We start from the raw sequence: 19671 nt of genomic DNA on the forward strand, positions 1-19671 counted from the left end.
GCCGTAACGGGCGGGGCCACCGCACCTCAGCGGGGTCGGCGCGGGAAGAAGCCGCTGGTGCGGGCCGCGTACTGGGCGTATCCGGGCCGCTGGGCCATGTGCCGCTCCAGCAGACGCTTCCCGCTGCCCCAGATCAGCAAATAGCTCATGCCCAGCGGCGACACGACCGTCGCGGCGGCGGCGCCGGCGGAGTCGCAGGCGATCAGGTACAGCCCCCACCAGACACAGAAGTCGCCGAAGTAGTTGGGGTGCCGGGTGTAGCGCCACAGTCCCTGGTCCATGATCCGGCCCTTGTGGGAGGGATCCGCCTTGAACCGGGCGAGCTGGGAATCCCCGACCGCTTCGAAGCACACGCCGAGTGCCACCAGGGCCGTGCCCGCGGCAGCGAACGCCGTCATGGGACCGGGCATGTACTGCGCAGCCTGGACCGGCAGCGACACCAGCCACACCAGAGCGCCCTGGAGGAGGTAGACCATGCGCAGGGCGTACAGGTTCCGGCTGCCGGGGGCCTTGCCGAGCAGGTGGTTGTAGCGCGGGTCCTCGCCGTGCCCGCGGCCGCGCCGGGCGATGTGCCCGGCCAGCCGCAGGCCCCACAGTGCCGTCAGCGCGGTGACCAGGTAGCGGCGGCCCGGATCTCCCTCGCCGGCCGAGGCCACGCAGCTCGCGACGGCGACCGCGGTGAAGGCGATTCCCCAGGCGGCGTCGACGATCCGGTGCAGACCACGCCGTACGGCGATCGCGAACGTCACCAGCATGACGGCGAGCGAGGCTGCCGCGGCCCATCCCAGATTCACCGCGAAGGCGCCCCAGGCAAAGCCGCTCACATCTGGTCCAGCCCCGTATACCAGTCCCTAGGTGTCGCGGGCATCCCGGCACCCCCGCCGGGTGTCGGCCGTACGCTCAGGATCTGGTCGACTCCCATCCGCCGCTCCTCGAACGCCAGGGCCCCACCAACCAGGTACAGCCGCCACACCCGGGCCGTCTCCTCGCCGACGAGCCGGACGAAGTCGGCCCAGCGGTCTTCAAGGGTGCGGTGCCAGGCGGCGACCGTGCGGACGTACTGTTCGCGCAGCGATTCGGTCGAGCGGACCTCCAGCCCGGCCTCCTCCAGCAGGGCGACGGTCTCCCCGAGCGGGCGCATGTGCATGTCGGGGGCGATGTACGCCTCGATGAACGCGCCGCCGCCGGGCGCCTTCCTCCCGCGGGACATCTGCTGCACCAGCACGCGTCCCCGCGGCCGGACCAGGCGGTGCAGGGCAGCGGCGAAGGCCGGGTACTCGGCGTCTCCGACGTGCTCGCCCATCTCGACGGTGGAGACGGCGTCGTAGGCACCGCCCGTGATGTCGCGGTAGTCCTGGCACACCACCTCGACCAGGTTCTCCAGACCGCGCGCGGCGACCTGTTCGCGGACGTGGGCCGCCTGCTCCTTGGCCAGGGTGACGGCGGTGACCTGTGCCTTGTAATGCTGTGCCGCGTAGAGGGTGAGCGAACCCCAGCCGCAGCCGATGTCCAGCAGCCGGGCGCCCGGCGTCAGAGCGAGCTTGCGGCAGATCAGCTCCAGTTTGGCGCGCTGGGCGTCGGCCGGGGTGAGGTCCGGCTCGTCGCTGGTCCAGTAGGCGCACGAGTACGCCATGGTCTCGTCGAGGAGGAGGCGGTAGAAGTCGTTGGACAGGTCGTAGTGGTGGCTGATCGCCGCCCGGTCGCGGGCCTTGCTGTGCAGGCCGCCGCGCAGCCGTGCCTGGGAGGCGGGGGCGGGTGGCCGTGGTCCGGCCGCGCCGAGCAGCGCGGCGGTTGTGGTGGCGCGGGCCAGGTCGGCGAGGCCGAGCCGTGGCGGGTGCAGGCGGCGTTCCCGTGCGGCTGCCCACATCGCGCGTAGCCCCTGCGTGAGGTCTCCCTCCACGTCGATCTCGCCGGATACGTATGCCTGTGCGAGGCCCAGCTCTCCGGGCTGCCACAGCAGGCGGCGCAGGGCGCGCCGGGAGCGGACGACGACGACAGGTCCCTCGGCGGGGCCTGCTTCGCTGCCGTCCCAGGCGCGCAGCCGCAGCGGGAGGGGCCCGCCCAGCGCGGTCTCGGCGAGCGCGGCGAGCCGCTGGGCGGTGCCGGTCGAAACAGTTGCGGTGGTGTTCATCGGGCGGGGTTCTCCTTGGTGAACAGGTACTGCTGCACGTCGAGGTATCCGGAGCGGAACCCGGCCTCGGAGTAGCCGAGGTAAAGGGTCCACATGCGGCGGAAGGTGTCGTCGAAGCCGAGCGCGGCGACCTCGTCGGCCCGCTCGGTGAAGCGTTCGCGCCACAGCCGCAGCGTCTCGGCGTAGTGCGCTCCGTAACCGTCCCGGCGCTCGGTCCGCAGCCGGGTGTGGTCGTTCACGGCGTCGGCCACCGCCTCCACGGAGGGCAGCAGGCCGCCGGGGAAGATGTACTTCTGGATCCAGGTGAAGGTGTCCCGGCTGGCCGTCATCCGCTCGTGCGGCATGGTGATGGCCTGCACGGCGGCGCGTCCTCCGGGGGCCAGCCGGTCGTCGAGGGTGCGGAAGTATTCGGGCCAGAACTCGGCGCCGACGGCTTCGATCATCTCCACGCTCACGACCGCGTCGTAGGTCCCGCGGGCCTCGCGGTAGTCGCACAGGTCGATACGGACCCGGTCGGACAGACCCGCCGCGGCGGCCCGTTCGAGGGCGAGGTCGCGCTGTTCGCGGGAGAGGGTGAGCGAGGTGACCCGGGCGCCACGCGCGGCGGCCCGGATCGCGAGTTCACCCCAGCCGGTGCCGATCTCCAGCACCCTGCTGCCGGCTCCGACCTCGGCCAGGTCCAGCAGCCGGTCGATCTTGCGGTGCTGGGCCGCGGCCAGCAGTTCCCAGGTGGCGGGAAGTGCGCGGAACAGGGCCGCGGAGTAGGTGAGGGTGTCGTCGAGGAAGAGGGCGAAGAGGTCGTTGGACAGGTCGTAGTGGCGGCTGATGTTGGCACGCGCGCCGTCGGGGGTGTTGCGCTGGGCGTGCGGCCGGCGCAGAGCCCACAGCCCGCGCAGCCGCTGCAGCGGGGCCGGGATCAGAGTGGCCGCGTTGTGGGCCAGCACCGTGAGGACGGCGACCAGGTCGGGGGCGTCCCACTCGCCGGCCATGTACGACTCGCCGAAGCCGATCAGCCCCTGGCCGCCGACGCGGCCGTGGAACGCTGTCGGGTCGTGGATCTCCAGCAGCGGCCCGCCCTGCCCGACGGTGGTGCCGTCGGCGAACCGCACACACAGCGGCAGGCGTGCGAAGGTGTGGCGCAGCACGGCCGCTGTGACGGCCCGGCGGGCGCTGGATGTCGGCGGCGGTGCGGCCACGTCGGGCCAGCGAGCCGGGTCGACGGCGGCGGGTGTGGACGGCGGGGCCGACGGCCGTACGGCGGGACGGTGTTCGGCGGTCGTCATGAAGCGTTCTCCGGGGTGCGGTGGTGGGGGCGGGGCTGGACGGGCAGCCGTCGCAGGTACAAGCGGATGCCGTGCAGGCGGATGGCCGCGGACACGGCGAGGGTCGAGAACGGGTGGCGCACGACCAGTCGCAGCAGCACAAGCGGCGTGACGTCGTGACGGCTCCCGCGGACGGTCGCGGTGAAGGGCCTGCCGCCGGCGCGCTCCAGATGCACGGTCAGGTCGAGCCGCTCGCCGGGGAGGGGCAGGCGCATGCGGTAGCGGCCGTCGACGGGGAAGAAAGGCGAGACGTAGAACTTCTTGTCGGCGTGCGCCGTGCCCGTCCCGTCGGGAAACAGCAGGTAGCTGTGGCGTTCGCCGTAGGTGTTGTGAACCTCGGCGACCACGCACCGCGCGGTGCCGTCGTGGTCGTGGCACCAGTACAGGGTCAGCGGGTTGAACACATACCCGAACACGCGGGCGTGGCTCAGCATGACGACCGGGCCGCCCGCCAGGTCCACGCCGTGCGCGGCGAGGAAGGCGTCGAGCCCGGCACGCACGGACGGCTGGTCCCCGTCGAAGTGGTCGTGCGCGTCGAAGCGCGCCAACGGCCGCAGCAGAAGCGGGAGTCGGGGCGGGTGGTCGAGGTCGATCAGCCACATGTACGTGCGGTGGCGCAACCCGTAGCGGACCGGTGCGGTCCGTACGTGGCTGATCGCACACCGGTAGAGGGCCGGCGGGGCGCTCACCAGCACACCCCCAGCGCCGCGGCGGCCAGGGCGCCGGAGCGGCAGCCGTCCTCGTGGAAACCCCAGCCGTGGTAAGCCCCGGCGTAGGCGGTCACGGCGGTGTTCAACCCGGGCAGGCGTGCCTGCGCGGCGACCGAATCCGGGGTGTAGACCGGGTGTTCGTACACCATCCGGGCAAGCACCTGCTCCGGGTCCACCCGGTCCTGCCCGCCCAGGGTGACCACGTAGGTCTCGGGCGCGTCGAGGCGCTGGAGCCGGTTCATGTCGTAGCTGACGCGGACCTGATCGGAGCCGGTCGAACAGGCCGGCATCAGGTAGTTCCAGGAGGCGCGGGCTCGCCGGGCGCGAGGAAGCAGGCTGGTGTCGGTGTGCAGGAGTGTGGTGTTGCGGGAGTAGCGGAAGGCTCCGAGGACCTCTTTCTCCCTCGGGGTGGCATCGGCCAGCAGCCGGATCGCCTGGTCCGGATGGGTGGCGACGACGACACCGTCGTACGACTGCGTGGTGCCGTCGTGCGTGGTGATGTCGACGCCGTCCGGATGCCGGCGCACGGCGCGCACCGGGGTCGCGAGGCGCACCTCGTCGAGGCGCTCGGCGACCCGGTCGACGTAGGTGCGTGATCCGCCCGTGACGGTGCGCCAGGTCGGTGCTCCGGTCACCGAGAGCATCCCGTGGTGGTCCAGGAAGCGGAACAGGTAGACGGCCGGATAGCGCTGGGCGGTGGCGGCGTCGCAGGACCACACCGCCGATACGAGCGGGGTCATGAAGTGGGCGCGGAAATAGGCGGAGAAGCCCTCCCGGTCGAGGAACGCGCCCAGGGTGCGCGGGCTTGCGGGCTCCTTCGCAAGCAGGCGCAGCGCGGCGCGGTGGAAGACGGGCACCTCGGCGAGCATGCGCAGATACGGGCCGCTGAGCGCGTTCCGCGGCCGGGCGAACAGCCCCGCGAGGCCACGGGCACCGGCGTACTCCAGCCCGCACCCCTCACACCGGACCGACATGCTCATCTCCGACTCCTGCGTGGCGACGCCGAGTTCGTCGAAGAGCCGCAGCAGATGCGGGTAGGTGCGCCGGTTGTGCACGATGAACCCGGAGTCGACGCGACGGGTCACGCCGTCGCCGGAGGTCGGTTCGTGGGTGTGGGCGTGCCCGCCGAGCCGGTCGTCGGCCTCGTACAGGGTGACGTGGCGGCCGCGGCTCAGGACGTACGCAGCGGTCAGCCCGGCCACACCACTGCCCACGACGGCGACGCTCCACCGCCCGCGTGCGCCACCGCCGGCCGCCTCCCGCTGCTCCGGCGGTCCGCTCCCTGGCACGCGTGACATCGCTTCTCCTCCCGGTCGGCCACGGACACTCGTCTCGCGCGTAATCCGAAGCCGCCGCGAAAGCGGATTGGCCACATGGCCGACCTTCCGTCGAACCGGTGAGGAACACCCGACGCGTCTGAGCGTCGCCACGCGTTACGGCATCCGGGTGCAATCGGGATCCGTTGTGATCACATGACACGGCTGCCGGTTGTCATACGGTCGTGACGATCAACCTTCTGCCCCAGCACCCCATGCCGTCCCACCCGCGCCGCCGGGACGGAAAGGCGCCTCTGCCCGCACCCGAGGAGCGCGCCCGGTTGCGCCGCGCCTGGCAGCTCACCGACGAGCACGTCGCCGCGGCGTTCGGCGTGACCACGGCGACGGTGCGCTCCTGGGAAAACGGCCGCACCACCCCGACCGGCCTACGGCGGGCCGCCTACGCCGCGTTCCTCAGTGGCCTGGCCCAAGGACTGGCCCCCGCTGCGGCGGGGACCGCAGCCCTGCCGTCAGCGGTGCACCCGCCCCGCCGGGCCGCAAGGCGCCGCCTCGCGCGGCCGGTCGACCGGCCGCAGGGCCGTCCGGAACCCCTGCCGGGTCCGTCGGCGGTATCCGCGACGCCCGAGGTCCCACCCGGGCGAGCCCTGGTCGCGGTCGCCCTTCCCGTGGGAGCGGGCCCTGATCCGGTCGCACCCGCGCGCCGTCGCAGACTTCGTGTCATGACAGCCGCGGCCTGCGTCTGGACCGCCTTCCTGCAGCTCATGATCACTTCTCCGCCGCCGCACAGGTAGGCCACCCCACAGAGAAGACGCAGGCAGCAGGTCAGACCAGGCCGGTGACGGTCACGCTGACCTGCGCCGGCATCGTCTCCGCGGGAAACAGCGCGGCCACGCGCTCCTCGACGGCGCGCCGGGCGGCGCGTGCGACATCCACACCGCGCATGTGGCGGAGCGCGACGAGGCTGATCTCGACGCACCAGCCCTCGGCCCCGCTGGACCTGCTCACCCGCACCCCTGCCGACGAAATGGCAGCCGTACTCCGGTCGGACCGGGGCAGAGCGGATCGCAGCAGACCGGTGAGCCCCGGCTTGAGGAACGCCACACCCGGCAGATCCTCCACTGCGCGGGCGATCTCCTCGGTGAGCGTGGCGTGAACGGCGGTCCGGGTCATGAGGCGGGGCCTTCCTGGCTGTCGGCCGGGGTGTCGACGAGGTCGGTGACACGGATGTCCACCGACGCTATGGCCATGCCCAGCTCACCGTCCGCGGCGGCCCACACCTGTTGGCGAACCTGTTCCGCGAGGTCCGGCAGGACAGCCCCGGACGGCGCGTGGACGTCGAGACGGACCTCCACAGCGCCTGCCTCGCCGGCGTCCGGGCCGGGAACGAGGCGGCAGGAGCCGGCCCGGACGCCGGGCACCCTCTCGGCCGCGGCACGCAGGGACCGGGCAGCGACCGCTTCCATGATCCACAGATCCTCCCCCGGTTCACCCAAAGGCATCGGCCGGCCGGGGCGAAGTTCGAGACGGACCACGTCCATGACCCGTCGCGTCAGCGTCGCCACGTCGTCGCCCGACGGGTCCGCCGCATCGTCGCGGAGGCCGCGCACGGCGGTCTCCAGTGCTTCGAGCTCGCTCACGGCCCGTCGGCAGTGCGGGCAGGAAAGCAGATGTGGATCCTCCGTCTGCTGCTCCCATGCCTCCCACACGGACGAGATCAACCGTCCGCACGCGAGGTGTTCGTCCTCGCTGCCGGGGGCGTCGTCGAGCGGGTCGTTGTGGGCGGTCATCGCCAGGCCCCCAGTGCTTGTGTCAGACAACGGCGTGCGCGGAAGACCCGGGCGCGGACGGCCTCCTGGCTGATGCCGACCGCGTCCGCGATGAACTCGTAGGAGCGGCCGTCCAATTCTCTCAGCACCCAGCAGGCCCGCTGCTCGACCGACAGCAGGTCGAGGGCCTCCCGCACCTCGCGGACCGCGTCGCGGCCCTCCGCAATCCGGGCCGGCGACGTGGCATATTCGGCTGCGGGCACGTCACCGGCCGCCTCCAGCGGGGCCACGGGTCTGCGCGAGCGCAGCACGTTCAGGCAGCGGTTGGTGACGATCCGGTACATCCACGTACCGAAGGAGGCGTGGCCGTGGAACTCCGGCAGCCTCCGCCAGGCGCTGAGGAAAGCGTCCTGTACGGCGTCCTCCGCCTCGACCCGGGTGCCGAGCAGGCGCGTGGCCAGCCGGATCAAGGCCGGTGCGTGGCGCTGGACGAGGACGGCGAAGGCATCCTCGTCGCCCTCCGCCGCCCGGACCGCCAACAGGGCGTCGTCCGTGTCGCCCCGGCTGTCGGGTGGTGCGCTCTGTGTGCGGGCCCCCACCACTGGGCGGCTCCTCTCGTCCGGTCTTCTCAAGGTTGGACACCGCTGTGCCGCCCTCGTTACGCACGACTTCCGGAAACGGGTGCTCTACGGATGCCCAGAGTCGAGATCAGGCGATGCCACGCGGCAGGTCGGCCCACACGGTGTGCCCGCAGCGGTCACGCCGCTCGCCCCACGCCCGGCAGCGCGCGTCGACCAGCAACAGCCCGCGGCCACCCTGACTCAGGTCGAAGGAGGGGTGCCTTCACCGCGCACTGACCAAATCGATGTCGAAACCGGGACCCGTGTCGGAGACCTGGACCCGCACCACCCGACAGCCCGCCTGCCCGCGCAGGGCAGGCGGGCTGTCGTCGGTGAGAGGACTCCGCCCCCACTGCGCGAGCTGTTCGCGTGCGTCGCCGCGCACTGGGCCGACACCGCCGGCCGGCACGAGCGCGAGGCCCAGGTTTTATCTCGAAACCGGTACTCGGCACCGCTGCGACGCCGAAATCAGCTCGCGGCCGTGAAAGCTCGCCCGGCAGCAGAGAGTGAAATCCGGCGTTTCTCATATCCGTAGCCGGTTCGGGCGTGGATTGGTCCGGGAAAAAAGTTCATCCGATCGGGTGGGCGACCAATCCGCCGGGCTTCCGGAGCCGGATTCCCCACGTGACCGACGACGAGAAGCGAACGCGACAGCGCCTCATCCGGGCGCGCCTGCCCCTGGGTGCGTTCAGTGGCGTGCTGGCCGGCCTCGCCTCGCTCGGCGTCGCTGAGCTGGTGTCGGCCGCGGTACGTCCGCAGGCCGGTCCGGTCGTGGCGGTCGGCGGCGCGGCGATCGACCAGACCCCGGCCGCAGTGAAGGACTGGGCGATCCGGCACTTCGGAACCAATGACAAGTTGGTTCTTCAGCTCGGAATTCTCGCGATGCTGGCGCTTTTCGCGCTGGTGCTGGGAATTGTCGCACTGCGTTTTCGGCGCAGCGGTGCTGCCGGTGTTCTGCTCTTCGGAATTTTCGGGGCGGTATCGGCCACCAGTCGGCCGGATTCGACAAGCGTCTCCGACGCGCTGCCCTCCGTGGTGGGCGCGATCGCGGGAGCCGCGGTGCTCTACATCCTGGTGGGCCGCCTCGCGCGACGGGTCCCGTCCGAGGAAGACGTTCAGGGCGAGCCGGAAGGCGCGCCTTCCGGCGCTGGCTGGGACCGCCGCGGCTTCGTGATCGCCGCGACGGCCGCTGCCGCCGGGTCCGCCGGGGCCGGCCTGATCGGCCGGACGCTGAACGGGGCGAGCGGCCAGAACGCGGTCGCCTCACGCAACAAGGTCGTCCTGCCCCGTCCCGCCTCCGCAGCCGCCGCCGTTCCCAAAGGTGCCCGGCTGCGGATTCCCGGGATCAGTGCCTTCACCACGCCGAACGGTGACTTCTACCGCGTGGACACCGCCCTCGTGTTGCCCAAGGTCAACGCCACGACCTGGGCACTGCGCATCCACGGCAGAGGCGTCACCCGGCCTGTCACCCTCGCCTTCGGCGACCTGCTGCGGCGAGAACTGGTCGAGCGCGACATCACCCTCACCTGCGTGTCGAACGAGGTCGGCGGCCCGTACGTCGGCAACGCGCGCTGGATCGGCGTACGACTGGCCGATCTGCTGGCCGAGTGCGGGGTGAAGCCGCCGTCGATGGGTGGCCCCGCAGACCAGTTGGTGGCCCGGTCCGTGGACGGGATGACGATCGGCAGCCCGGTCGAGGACGTGATGGACGGCCGCGACGCCCTCCTCGCCCTCGGCATGAACGGCGAACCACTGCCCTTCGCGCACGGCTTCCCCGTCCGCATGGTCGTCCCCGGCCTGTACGGCTTCGTCTCGGCCTGTAAATGGATCAAGGACATCGAGCTGACGACGTTCGACGCCTACGACCCCTACTGGGTCAAGCGCGGCTGGGCACGCATGGCCCCGGTCAAGACCGAGTCGCGGATCGACACCCCGAAGCCGTTCGCCCGGCCGGAGGCCGGGACGGTCATGGTCGGCGGGGTCGCCTGGGCCCAGCACCGTGGCATCGACAAGGTCGAGGTCCGCGTCGATGACGGCCCCTGGCAGGAGGCCCGGCTGGCCGCCGAGGACACCCGGGACACCTGGCGCCAGTGGTCCTTCCCCTGGCAGGCCACCAAGGGCGGCCACACCCTCACCGTCCGCGCCACCGACCGCACCGGCCAGGTGCAGACCGAGAAACGTGCTCGCACGATCCCCGACGGCGCCAGCGGATGGCACTCCGTGATCGTCACCGTCGACTGACCCCACAAGCCACTTCTCCCCTTCCCCGTATCACCGCAGCTCAGGCTGCACCGACCCTCAGGAGAAACACCATGAGTACCCGTATCCGCCGTACCGCGGTCGTCCTTGCCGCCTCCGCCGTGCTGCCGCTGGCCCTCAGCGCCTGCGGCAGCAGCGGCAGCGACTCCGCGAAGTCGGACTCCTCCACCAAGGCGTCCGCCTCCGCGACCGCGTCCGACGACAGCATGACCGGCGCCGGCGCCACGACCTCCGACCAGCCTTTCGGTACGGCCTGTTCCGGTGTCCCGAAGAGCGGTGCCGGCTCCTTCGACGGCATGGCCAAGGACCCCGTCGCCACCGCCGCCTCCAACAACCCGGCACTGTCCACCCTGGTCGCGGCGGTGAAGAAGGCCGGCCTGGTCGACACCCTCAACAACGCCCAGAACATCACCGTGTTCGCGCCGACCAACGACGCCTTCGCCAAGATCCCGAAGGCCACCCTGGACAAGGTCCTCAACGACAAGGCCCAACTGACCAAGATCCTCACCTACCACGTCGTAGGCCAGAAGCTGACCCCCAAGGACCTGGAGAACGGCTCCTTCGACACCCTTGAGAAGTCGAAGGTCACCACCTCCGGCTCCGGCGAGTCCTACACCGTCAACGACTCCGCCAAGGTCGTCTGCGGCAACGTCAAGACCGCCAACGCCAACGTCTACATCATCGACACCGTCCTCATGCCCACTAGCTGACGCCCTCCAAGCGCCGGGCGCCCCGCGGGGAACGCCCGGCGGCCCGACTCCTGTGACGGGGAGAAAAACAGGGGGCCGGGGCAAGGGCCCCGGCCCCCTGGCACGCCGCCGCATCCCCTCGCGTCCGTCCGGCTTCCGCCTCGAACGCCGACCACACGACACCCGTCACCGGGCGCCAGGCACAAGTGCCACGTCAGCACCGGAACCGGCGCCCGCAGTGCCGTACGGACCGGAGGACAGGTCACAAGGGGCGATGTCCACATCGGACGGCGCGAGCATCTTTGACGGACGCAAAGGGTCACGAATGGTCACTTCGCTACAAGGTGCCCGCTCTCGGCGCTGGTGATGCTGAGATATGCCATGGAACCAGGCAGCCGTCAGACCCACCCCAGCATGATCCCTGTGGCTGAGGAACCGTTTCGCGCATTGCTGGAGGCGGCTCCCGACGCGATGGTGATCGTGGACGACACCGGCATCATCCGCCTGGTCAATGCCCAGACCGAAGCCTTGTTCGGTCATCCCCGCAACGAACTGCTCGGCCGTCCCATCGAGATGCTGGTCCCAGAACGTTTCCGCTCTCAGCACCCTGGTCACCGCCTGGGATACTCCACCAATCAGCAGGTCCGTCCGATGGGCGCCGGACTTGACCTGTACGGGCTGCGTCGAGACGGGGCCGAGTTCCCGGTCGAGATCAGCATCAGTCCGCTGCAGACCCCCGACGGACTGCTGATCTCCGCCGCCGTGCGGGACGTCAGCGAGCGCAAGGCCGCCGAAGCGCGCTTCCGCGCCCTGCTGGAGGCGGCTCCGGACGCCATCGTCATCGTGGACGACACCGGCACCATCCAACTGGTCAACGCGCAGACCGAGGCCCTGTTCGGCTACCGGCGGGAAGAACTCCTGGGACAGCAGGTGGAGATCCTCGTCCCCCAGCGGTTCCATCATCACCATCCCGCCCACCGTCACGGCTATGTCGACAACCGGCGGGTTCGTCCGATGGGCGCCGGACTGGAGCTGTACGGGCTGCGCCGCAACGGCGGCGAGTTCCCGGTCGAGATCAGCCTCAGCCCCCTGGAGACCCCGGACGGCACCCTGGTCTCCGCGGCCATCCGCGATGTCACCGAACGCAAGAAGGCCGAGGCCCAACTCGCCGAACTCTACGAACAGCAACGCCACGTCGCCCTGACCCTGCAGCGCAGCCTGATGGGCTCACCCGCCGCACTGCCCGGCATGGACACCTCCAGCCGCTACTACCCCGCACGCCAGGGACCCGGCGTGGGCGGTGACTGGTTCGACCTGATCGCGCTGGGCGGCGGCCGCATGGGAGTACTGATCGGGGACGTCATGGGTCGCGGCCTGGAGGCCGCCGCCGTCATGGGCCAGCTCCGCTCGGCCTCCCATGCCCTGGCCAAGACCGGCATGCCGCCCTGGCAACTGATGCGGGCCCTGGACGCGGTCGTCAGCGAACTGCCCGACCAGCTCGTCACCTGCTGCTATCTGGTCCTGGACCCTGACGAGAGCGCCCTGACCGTGTGCTCGGCCGGCCACCTGCCGGTGCTGGTGGTGGATCCCACCGGACAGGTGCGCAGGCTCCCGGTCGATGTCAGTGTGCCGCTGGGTGTCGGCGACGTACCCCACCAGGAGACCCGGCTGACCGTGCCGCCGGGCTCGGTTCTGGCCCTCTACACCGATGGCCTGGTGGAAACCCCCACCAGCGACATCGAACTGCAGATCGACGCCCTCGCCATCGCCCTGGAAAAGGCCGCCGCCGACACCACTTGCCTGGAGCGGGCAGCCGACTGCGTTCTCACCGCCCTGCTGCCCGACCCCCAGGACTACAGCGACGACGTGACCCTGCTCCTGGCCCGTATCCCGCCCGCTCCGGTGACCGCCGTGTCCGCACTCCTTCCGGCGCAGCCCATCAGCGTGCGGGAGGGACGCCAATTCCTGCGCCGCACCCTGCAGGACTGGCACTGCGAGGCCCTCACCGACACCGCCTGCCTGCTGGCCTCCGAACTGCTGTCCAACTCGGTGCGCCACGCCTGCGATCCCCTGCGGCTGCGCCTGCGACGCACCCGGGACGAACTCCACATCGAAGTCTGCGACGGCAGCCCGGTCCTGCCCCGCGCCAGGATCGCGGGCCCCGACGAGGAGTCGGGCCGCGGACTGGCCCTGCTCGACCAACTGGCCTCCACCTGGGGCACCTTGCTCGCCGAGGAAGGCAAGGCCGTGTGGTTCTCACTCCCCCTGCCCGACTCCCCTCACCAGGGCACGAACACCCCGGAAGACGCGAGCGGCCCTCCGGTGTAACAGCCCTTGCTCCGGCTGGATGTATCGGCCCCCGCCCCGCTCGACGAGATACCCCTCTCCCACCCAACTCCCCTGCCCCCGCTTGCAGCCGTGCCGGAGGCCCCGCCCGCGTGAGAGCGCGCGGGCGCGCAGTCCCGGACGGGCGGAACCCGGCTGAGATTTCCTGAACGCCCGCGTCACAGACGTGGCCAGGAAGGGTCTGACGGGATGAGAGCACCTGTTGAACGAAGCAGAGGGGACGTGCCATGACCACGCAGACCGCACCGATTTCCCAGAACGTGTCCGCCCCGCAGACGCGCAAGCCCGCGCAGACCATGACGGACCTGTCCGGCGGTGTCGCCGGGGCCGACCAGCCGGCCGCGAACCGCGGCCGTACCTCGATCGCCGATGTCGTCGTGGTGAAGGTCGCGGGCATCGCGGCGCGGGAGATTCCGGGCGTGTACGACATGGGCGGCGGCCTGTCGCGGACCATCGGCGCCGTCCGTGACCGGGTACCGGGCGGCCGGCCGAACGTGGGGCGCGGAGTGAAGGTCGAGGTCGGCGAGCGCCAGACGGCCATCGACCTGGACCTCGTCGTGGAGTACGGCGTCCCGATCACGGACGTCGCCCGTGACGTGCGGGAGAACGTCATCTCCGCCGTGGAACGCGTCACCGGCCTGGAGGTGGTGGAGGTCAACGTCACCGTCAACGACGTGCACCTGCCCGAGGACGACGCCGAGAGCCAGACCCCGGACTCCCGGGTGGAGTGATCGTTCCCTCTGGCAGCAGGTCCGACAGTCGTGGAGAAAGGAACACGTGGTGAACAGACCGGTCGTGGGGATGGCCGCCGGGATGGCGTTGGCCTTCGCCGGATTCTTCGGGGGCTTCGGGGCGTTCCTTCTCGTGGCCGCTCTGGGTGCCCTGGGGTGGGCGGTGGGCCGCTGGTTCGACGGTGGCGGACGAGTGCAGGATCTTCGCGACGCCTTCGAGCGGAGCCGTCGATGACCACGGCGGCACAGCGCGGCACAACAACCGTCTCGGGCAAGGCCGTTCGCAGGATCGCCGAGCAGGCGGCCAGCGAAGCGCTGGCCGACCGCGGAGCCACGGCCGTGCGCGGCCTCGCGAAAGGCAGCGCCGACGTGCGCGGGCGGCGGGCGGACGTGGCCGTCGATGTATCCCTGCCCTACCCGGCCCCGGTGGCCGAGGCGGTACGCCGGCTCCAGGAGCATGTCGCCTCCCGTACCCGGCAGTTGACCGGCCTCGATGTCGCCCGGCCGCGGGTGGGCGTCACCGCCCTGACCCCGCTGCCGGCCGACGGCACGGCCACAGCGCAGAAGGGTACGCCGGCCCACGTACGCACGGCGGCGACGAGCGGCACCCGCACACCCCGGCGCTGGTGGTCACAACGGCGGCTGCCGATGACACTGGTCACGCTGGCGGCGGCCGTGGCAGCCGGCGCCCTGGCCTTCGACATGGTCATGGTCCACACCGCGCACCGACCGGCCGCCGTCTGGCGCACCGGGATCCTCCACTGGTCGGCGGGGCACGGCCCCGGCGATCCTGGTGTCGTCGTCGCCTCCGGCGCGGTCGCCGTACTCGGCCTGCTGTTGATCGTCCTGGCTCTGACACCTGGACACCGCGCGCTGCTCACCATCGCCTGCGACCCGCGGTTGGGCGCGGCGGTCGACCGCCGCGCGGTCGCGGCCCTCGTGCGGGACGCCGTGGCCGCGACGGCGGGCATCGACGCGGTCACGGTACGCGTCCGGCGGCGCCGGGTCGCCGTCCGGGCCCACCTCGCCTTCGGCGACCGCGCGACCGCACGCGACAAGGCCCGTGAAGCGGCGCGCCGAACGCTGGAGGAGTGCAGCCTGCGCCGCGTACCTCGGCTGCGCGTCACGGTCCGACCGCGGCCGTCCTGGGATCCGGCGACAACACTTGCGCCGGACGGGAGAGACGCGCCGGGCGTACAGCCCACCGGCACCGTCCCCGAAGGAGCGAACCCCTGATGCCACGACTGCGCACGGTCCTCAACCGGACCGTCCTCGCCCTGGTCGGACTGCTCCTCCTCGCCATCGCGGGACACGTCCTCACCCTCGCGCCCTGGGCGCCTCACCTTCCGGCACCGTGGCACCGACCCGGCCCGCACGCCGTGCTCCTGAACGCGGACCGGCTTCCCGGGCTCCGGACACACGGCTGGTGGACACCCACGGTCCTGGCGGGCTCGATCGCCACGACCGCCATGTTCGCCCTGTGGTGTGCCCGGCAACTGCGCAGCGGCGCCCGCCCGACGGTGCCCCTGTCCGCACCGGACAGCGCCCTGCGGACCCGAGCCCTGGAAGACGCCGTCACGCATCAGGCAGTCGCCATCGCAGGAGTCGCCGGCTGCCGTACCCGTCTGCTGAGACGTCGCAACCACCTGCAGGTAAGGATGCACGTGTGGCTCCACCCGGACACCACCCCCGCCGGCGTCCTGCCCGCCCTCACCATCCTTGCCGACCGGACCGAGAGCGCCCTCGCTCCCCACACCGTCCGCACACAGGTCCGCCTCAGTGCCCGCTCACATCGCGGCCGGCGCATCCGCTGACGCACAGGCCGGTACCGTACGCACTGTTGACCAGGCCGAACGGAAGAGCTTCGTCGATCTCACCCACTGACGGACCGGGCTCGTTTCAGGCCGCGGAGCTTCGCCCGAGTCCTTTGCCGCCGACCGGGGCCAGGACACTGTGCAGTCCGGCGAGCCCGGTGACCAGCGCGAGGCGGTCGTCCAGGGTCATCGCTTCGATGGCCGAGGTCAGCTTCCCTTCGCGCTCGGCACGGATCTGCTGCAAGTGGCGCCTGCCGGCGGTGGTCAAACGCAGAGTCACCTCACGTCCGCTGTCGGGGCTGGGCAGGCGCTCGATGAATCCGGCCGCCTGAAGGCGGTCACAGAGACGGCTGACGGAGGGCGGGGCGGCGCGCAGGAGCTCACCGAGCGCCCGCATGCGGATGCCGTCATTGCGGTCCACGAGATACATCAGGCGCAACTGCGAGGTGGAGACCGAGGTCGTGGTGACGGTGTCGCGCGCGTGCTCCCACAGCAGGTCGAGCATTTCGACGACATCGCTCGCCGAGGGCATCGCGTCGGGTGCGAGCCGCTGGGTGTCGGAGTCTTGTGGTGGCATGGGCTCCCCGTCGGCGTGCCCCGACCTTGTTCCGCGCTGGTGAATACGGTTCGGGTCAGGCGCTGCTGTCCGGTCCGGTGAGGCGGGCCGGTATGGCTTCCTCCGTGTCCGCTCGGGAGTCTCCCGAGCCGGAGGTCTCGCGTGTGGCCCTGTTGGGGAAGGCCGTGAGGTACTCCAAGCTACCCGTGATCGTGAGGAGCCGGTTCAACGCAGGGGTGCGCTCTTCGAGGTGCAGGAGCACGCCCGCTTCGTCGGTGCGGCGGCGGATCATCAGCAGGGTCGAGAGTCCCATCGAGTCGACACAGCCGAGTCCCGCACAGCCCAGGTGCAGGTCACGCAGGTGGGGATGGGCTGCCAGCTTGCGGGTGACGGTCTCGAGGAGGACGTCGGCGTTGTCGTAGTCGAGGTCGCCCTGCAGATCTATGCGCACCGTGGTCCCGCTGTCGACGGCCGTCAGACGCAGGTGGGTTGAGGGGAGGTTGCTCACGGGTGGTTCCTGGCGGAGGTGGAGGGGACGGAGGCGGCGACCAGCTTGTCGGTGCCGAGCCGGAGAATCCGGGTTGCCCGGGGGAAGTCCTTGAGTTCGCCCGCCAGGAGGTGCAATGCGGGCGGCAGGCTGTTGGCGGGCACACCGCGCGCGGTGAGGATGGAGGCGGTCCAGGTGACGAAGTCGGTGAAGAGGTCGACGTCGTCGAGGTAGAGGGCCGTGGCGAGGAAGTCCACGATGTGCGCCAGATCCTGGGCGGTGTGTTCGCGCTGCAGGTCGCTGTACTGCCGCATCGCGGGGAAAGCCGCCTCCAGACCGTGCAGCACCGATCGCACGAGACGCGTGCCCGTGCGCGTGACCATCGTGTACTCCTGGTCGTCCAGGTGCGGCAGGTCGTCGATCGTCTGGTGGCCGCTCTCCGGCCTGGGCAGCGGGCCGCCCTGGATCTGGTCGGCCGCGGAGCGCGCGTCCGCGCCCCAGGCGTCGGCACCGAGCAGCCGGGCGTAGCGGCCGTCCGGGCCGAAGGCCGTGCCGCCGACCAGGACGGGCACTCCCACGGCCTGGCACGCGGTGATCGCGGCATGCGCGGTGGGCAGCCTGGTCGCGATGGAGCTGGAGAGCGCGACCAGCTCGGGTCCGGTGCGATGCAGATGCGCGATGAGGTGCGGGGCGGGGACCTGGGCCCCGAGGTAGTCGACGTGCCAGCCGCGCAGTTTCAGCACCTCGGCCAGCAGACGGGCGGGCAACGCGTGCCATTCCCCGTCCACGCAGGCCACCGTGATCCGTCCGCGGCCGGCGACCGTGCGCGCGGCCGGGTGGACGGAGAGCGCGGCCACGGCGCGGTCGTTGATAGCTGTCGCCGCGTGCTCCTGCGCGACGCTCATCCGGTTGGCGGCCCACTCCTCACCGACCCTGGCCTGGACCGGGGCGATCATGTCGAGCAGCACGCTCTCCGGAGCCATTCCGTCGTCAACAGCCCGCAGCACAAGTCCGGTTGCCGTGTGTTCGTCCCCGGCGGAGGCTGCTTCCCACAGCCGCGTCACCAGACACGTGGTGTCCGAGGTCGTAGCGAAGAGATCGGTGTTCATGCGGTGAACCTGCCCCGGGTACGGCCGTTCACCGCGCTGAGATGGTGGCTGTGCGGCGCCGAGACCACCACGACGGCCATGTCGTCGTGCTGCCCCCTGCCAACCCATTGCGCGGCGAGCATCTGGATGTGCTCGACGATGCTCTCGGCGGGCATGCCGGCGCACTCGGCAAGGGCTCGGCGCAGGCGTTCCTCGGTGAACATGGTGTCGCCCAGCGGGCCGCCGCGGGCCTCGGTGATCCCGTCCGTGTAGAGGACGCAGGTCTCCCCCGGCGCGAGGACAAGGTCGGCGGTCTTGGCGTGGATGTCGGGAATGGCCCCGACCAGAGTGCCCCTGGTGTCGGCCTCCTCCACCGTGCCGTCGGTGCGGACGATCATCGGGGGCGGGTGACCCGCGCTCGTCACCCTCATCCGCACGGAACGGCCCTCCCGCACGGCGGACGCCAGGACCATGGTGGCGAACCGCGTGTGGTGGGAGTTCAGCAGAGCCATGTTCAGCAGTCCGAGCATCCGCTGATGGTCGTCGGCGAGGGGAAGCAGGGCGTGCAGGGTGTTGCGGATCTTCCCGGTCAGCACGGCGGCTTCCAGCCCCTTGCCGCACACGTCTCCCAGCACGACCAAGGACGGGTCGCCCTCCGTGATCGCCGGGTGGACGTCGTAGAAGTCACCGCCGATCCGCTGGTGGTCCTCCGAGGGACGGTAGCCGCCCGCGAAGTCCACCCCGGACACCTGGTGGAGCGGCGGCGGGAGCAGCTCGCGCATCAGGACGTCGGCGATGGCGGACTGATCCGCGTACAGCCGTGCCGCCGACATCGCCGCTCCGGCCCGCGCGGCGAACAGCCGGGCGAAGATCTCCTCTTCCTCGGTGAACGCCGCGCTGCCCGCACGCCGCAGCAGAATCAGCGCTCCGGCCGGTACGCCGTGCCCGGGCAAGGGTGTGATCACGATGGAACCGACGGGTCCGAAGTTCTCCGGCACGACCCAGTCCGGCGCCACGGACGGGTCGACCCACCGCGTGGGTACGGGAGGGAAACCCTGCAACGCCTCTCCGAGACCCGGCACGTCATTCGGATCGACGCCCTGGTGGGACGCGACCGGAATTTCACCGCGCAGGCAGGTCACGAGCGGCAACCGGGTTCCCCGGAGCGGGGCGACGACGAGCGCCGCGTCGGCGAGGTGTTCCGCCGCCAACTGCGCGGCGACGTCCATGCAACGGTCGAGGTTGAGAGAGGAGAGCAACAGGTTGGACGCCCTCCCCAGGAACGCGGTCCGCTCACGCTCCACGCGCAGTGCTTCCTGGACCAGGCGGTGATCGGTGGCATCGACCAGCCACCACAGCACCGTGCCGCCGTCCTGGACCGTGGGGTGCGCCTCGAAGACCCGCTCGTCCACCTCGCCCGACACCGCAAGGGACCGGTCCGTGCCGGCCTGGCGGGGAACACGCAGCGCGGCGTGCGCCGACGACAGCCACACCGGGACGGAGTCCGCCATCGCGGCCCCGGGCCGCGCCCGGGGCAGGAGCGCCCCGGCTTCCTCGTTGACCAGGACGAGCGTGCCCTGGAGATCAGCCACCAGGACTGGATAGGGAGCCCTGCTCCACAGGGACCCGCCCGGTGCGTCGATGCCACTGTCTGCGTTGGTGGGAGTCACCAAATATCGAGGATCCGCTGGGCGAACCCCTCACCTCATACCTTCATAGAAAACGTTGTCGTCCGGCAACCATCCCCCATCCCCTGTCCCATGGCAACCAGCCCTCTCGGAAATCACCGGCCGTCAGGCCGGGTTGAGGCCGACGACGACCGTGGAGCCCTCGTGGCCCGCGACGCCGGGCGGCAACGGCAGGGCGCCGGCCGGG

General features: G+C 71.1%; 20 protein-coding genes. 8 read left to right on the forward strand and 12 right to left on the reverse strand.

The genetic code is table 11. From position 1 onward, the window contains the following. Nucleotides 1-26 precede the first annotated feature (26 nt). Genes OG223_RS02520 through OG223_RS02540 form a run of 5 tightly spaced genes read right to left on the reverse strand, consistent with a single transcriptional unit; the run spans nt 27 to nt 5461 of the window. Complete coding sequence (locus OG223_RS02520; protein WP_329241655.1) at nt 27-824, reverse strand: DUF1295 domain-containing protein; 798 nt, start codon at nt 822-824, stop codon at nt 27-29. Beyond that, nucleotides 821-2131, reverse strand: coding sequence for a cyclopropane-fatty-acyl-phospholipid synthase family protein (locus OG223_RS02525; protein WP_329241658.1), 1311 nt, complete (start codon nt 2129-2131; stop codon nt 821-823). The genes OG223_RS02520 and OG223_RS02525 overlap by 4 nt, the downstream gene beginning before the upstream one ends. After that, on the reverse strand, nt 2128-3414 hold the full coding sequence (locus OG223_RS02530; protein WP_329241661.1) for a class I SAM-dependent methyltransferase: 1287 nt from the start codon (nt 3412-3414) through the stop codon (nt 2128-2130). Before OG223_RS02530 ends, OG223_RS02525 begins: the two co-directional genes overlap by 4 nt. Further along, a complete protein-coding gene (locus tag OG223_RS02535; protein ID WP_329241664.1) occupies nt 3411-4142 on the reverse strand; it encodes a DUF1365 domain-containing protein in 732 nt (243 codons plus the stop codon). The genes OG223_RS02530 and OG223_RS02535 overlap by 4 nt, the downstream gene beginning before the upstream one ends. Then, nucleotides 4139-5461, reverse strand: coding sequence for an NAD(P)/FAD-dependent oxidoreductase (locus OG223_RS02540; RefSeq protein ID WP_329241667.1), 1323 nt, complete (start codon nt 5459-5461; stop codon nt 4139-4141). Before OG223_RS02540 ends, OG223_RS02535 begins: the two co-directional genes overlap by 4 nt. A 203-nt stretch (nt 5462-5664) precedes the next feature. On the opposite strand from OG223_RS02540, the gene OG223_RS02545 reads away from it, so the two are divergent. Further along, complete coding sequence (locus tag OG223_RS02545; RefSeq protein WP_329241669.1) at nt 5665-6231, forward strand: helix-turn-helix domain-containing protein; 567 nt, start codon at nt 5665-5667, stop codon at nt 6229-6231. A gap of 31 nt (nt 6232-6262) precedes the next feature. Here OG223_RS02545 and OG223_RS02550 read toward each other — a convergent pair whose 3' ends face one another. The 3 genes from OG223_RS02550 to OG223_RS02560 are packed head-to-tail and all read right to left on the reverse strand — an operon-like array spanning nt 6263 to nt 7808. After that, complete coding sequence (locus OG223_RS02550; RefSeq protein ID WP_329241673.1) at nt 6263-6610, reverse strand: hypothetical protein; 348 nt, start codon at nt 6608-6610, stop codon at nt 6263-6265. Next, nucleotides 6607-7227, reverse strand: a complete 621-nt coding sequence (locus OG223_RS02555) for an Asp23/Gls24 family envelope stress response protein (protein ID WP_329241676.1) — start codon at nt 7225-7227, stop codon at nt 6607-6609. Before OG223_RS02555 ends, OG223_RS02550 begins: the two co-directional genes overlap by 4 nt. Continuing rightward, on the reverse strand, nt 7224-7808 hold the full coding sequence (locus OG223_RS02560) for an RNA polymerase sigma factor (protein WP_329241679.1): 585 nt from the start codon (nt 7806-7808) through the stop codon (nt 7224-7226). Before OG223_RS02560 ends, OG223_RS02555 begins: the two co-directional genes overlap by 4 nt. 642 nt (nt 7809-8450) lie before the next feature. On the opposite strand from OG223_RS02560, the gene OG223_RS02565 reads away from it, so the two are divergent. From OG223_RS02565 to OG223_RS02595, 7 genes are all read left to right on the forward strand, one after another. Beyond that, entirely contained in the window at nt 8451-10067 is a 1617-nt protein-coding gene (locus tag OG223_RS02565; protein ID WP_329241682.1) for a molybdopterin-dependent oxidoreductase, read from the forward strand. A 71-nt stretch (nt 10068-10138) separates the two neighbouring features. After that, nucleotides 10139-10795, forward strand: coding sequence for a fasciclin domain-containing protein (locus OG223_RS02570; protein WP_329241685.1), 657 nt, complete (start codon nt 10139-10141; stop codon nt 10793-10795). 393 nt (nt 10796-11188) lie between these two features. Beyond that, on the forward strand, nt 11189-13102 hold the full coding sequence (locus tag OG223_RS02575) for a PAS domain S-box protein (RefSeq protein ID WP_329241687.1): 1914 nt from the start codon (nt 11189-11191) through the stop codon (nt 13100-13102). A gap of 245 nt (nt 13103-13347) precedes the next feature. Further along, on the forward strand, nt 13348-13851 hold the full coding sequence (locus OG223_RS02580; protein WP_329241689.1) for an Asp23/Gls24 family envelope stress response protein: 504 nt from the start codon (nt 13348-13350) through the stop codon (nt 13849-13851). Between the two features lie 49 nt (nt 13852-13900). Beyond that, nucleotides 13901-14086 carry a hypothetical protein gene (locus OG223_RS02585; RefSeq protein WP_329265920.1) on the forward strand — a complete coding sequence of 62 codons (186 nt, stop codon included), beginning with the start codon at nt 13901-13903 and terminating at the stop codon, nt 14084-14086. Further along, nucleotides 14083-15087 carry a DUF6286 domain-containing Asp23/Gls24 family envelope stress response protein gene (locus OG223_RS02590; RefSeq protein WP_329241690.1) on the forward strand — a complete coding sequence of 335 codons (1005 nt, stop codon included), beginning with the start codon at nt 14083-14085 and terminating at the stop codon, nt 15085-15087. The genes OG223_RS02585 and OG223_RS02590 overlap by 4 nt, the downstream gene beginning before the upstream one ends. Beyond that, nucleotides 15087-15665 carry a hypothetical protein gene (locus OG223_RS02595; RefSeq protein ID WP_329241692.1) on the forward strand — a complete coding sequence of 193 codons (579 nt, stop codon included), beginning with the start codon at nt 15087-15089 and terminating at the stop codon, nt 15663-15665. Before OG223_RS02590 ends, OG223_RS02595 begins: the two co-directional genes overlap by 1 nt. An 85-nt stretch (nt 15666-15750) precedes the next feature. Here OG223_RS02595 and OG223_RS02600 read toward each other — a convergent pair whose 3' ends face one another. The 4 genes from OG223_RS02600 to OG223_RS02615 are packed head-to-tail and all read right to left on the reverse strand — an operon-like array spanning nt 15751 to nt 19388. Continuing rightward, nucleotides 15751-16242 (reverse strand): MarR family winged helix-turn-helix transcriptional regulator, encoded by a 492-nt coding sequence (locus OG223_RS02600; RefSeq protein ID WP_329241695.1) that lies wholly within the window; start codon nt 16240-16242, stop codon nt 15751-15753. Nucleotides 16243-16297: 55 nt separating this feature from the next. Beyond that, complete coding sequence (locus OG223_RS02605; protein WP_329241698.1) at nt 16298-16729, reverse strand: STAS domain-containing protein; 432 nt, start codon at nt 16727-16729, stop codon at nt 16298-16300. Beyond that, nucleotides 16726-17817: a cobalamin B12-binding domain-containing protein gene (locus OG223_RS02610; protein WP_329241701.1), complete on the reverse strand. Its 1092-nt coding sequence runs from the start codon at nt 17815-17817 to the stop codon at nt 16726-16728. The genes OG223_RS02605 and OG223_RS02610 overlap by 4 nt, the downstream gene beginning before the upstream one ends. After that, nucleotides 17814-19388, reverse strand: coding sequence for a PP2C family protein-serine/threonine phosphatase (locus OG223_RS02615; protein ID WP_329241703.1), 1575 nt, complete (start codon nt 19386-19388; stop codon nt 17814-17816). The genes OG223_RS02610 and OG223_RS02615 overlap by 4 nt, the downstream gene beginning before the upstream one ends. Nucleotides 19389-19671: the final 283 nt, after the last annotated feature.

It is taken from the genome of Streptomyces sp. NBC_01478, assembly GCF_036227225.1.
GTDB lineage: Bacteria > Actinomycetota > Actinomycetes > Streptomycetales > Streptomycetaceae > Streptomyces.

What these genes read in the sequence shown, in the direction of transcription:
- OG223_RS02525 (WP_329241658.1), bottom strand. Translation starts at nt 2,131, where the DNA reads ATGAACACCACCGCAACTGTTTCGACCGGCACCGCCCAGCGGCTCGCC.
- OG223_RS02530 (WP_329241661.1), bottom strand. Translation starts at nt 3,414, where the DNA reads ATGACGACCGCCGAACACCGTCCCGCCGTACGGCCGTCGGCCCCGCCG.
- OG223_RS02540 (WP_329241667.1), bottom strand. Translation starts at nt 5,461, where the DNA reads ATGTCACGCGTGCCAGGGAGCGGACCGCCGGAGCAGCGGGAGGCGGCC.
- OG223_RS02550 (WP_329241673.1), bottom strand. Translation starts at nt 6,610, where the DNA reads ATGACCCGGACCGCCGTTCACGCCACGCTCACCGAGGAGATCGCCCGC.
- OG223_RS02555 (WP_329241676.1), bottom strand. Translation starts at nt 7,227, where the DNA reads ATGACCGCCCACAACGACCCGCTCGACGACGCCCCCGGCAGCGAGGAC.
- OG223_RS02570 (WP_329241685.1), top strand. Translation starts at nt 10,139, where the DNA reads ATGAGTACCCGTATCCGCCGTACCGCGGTCGTCCTTGCCGCCTCCGCC.
- OG223_RS02575 (WP_329241687.1), top strand. Translation starts at nt 11,189, where the DNA reads ATGATCCCTGTGGCTGAGGAACCGTTTCGCGCATTGCTGGAGGCGGCT.
- OG223_RS02580 (WP_329241689.1), top strand. Translation starts at nt 13,348, where the DNA reads ATGACCACGCAGACCGCACCGATTTCCCAGAACGTGTCCGCCCCGCAG.
- OG223_RS02590 (WP_329241690.1), top strand. Translation starts at nt 14,083, where the DNA reads ATGACCACGGCGGCACAGCGCGGCACAACAACCGTCTCGGGCAAGGCC.
- OG223_RS02595 (WP_329241692.1), top strand. Translation starts at nt 15,087, where the DNA reads ATGCCACGACTGCGCACGGTCCTCAACCGGACCGTCCTCGCCCTGGTC.
- OG223_RS02600 (WP_329241695.1), bottom strand. Translation starts at nt 16,242, where the DNA reads ATGCCACCACAAGACTCCGACACCCAGCGGCTCGCACCCGACGCGATG.
- OG223_RS02610 (WP_329241701.1), bottom strand. Translation starts at nt 17,817, where the DNA reads ATGAACACCGATCTCTTCGCTACGACCTCGGACACCACGTGTCTGGTG.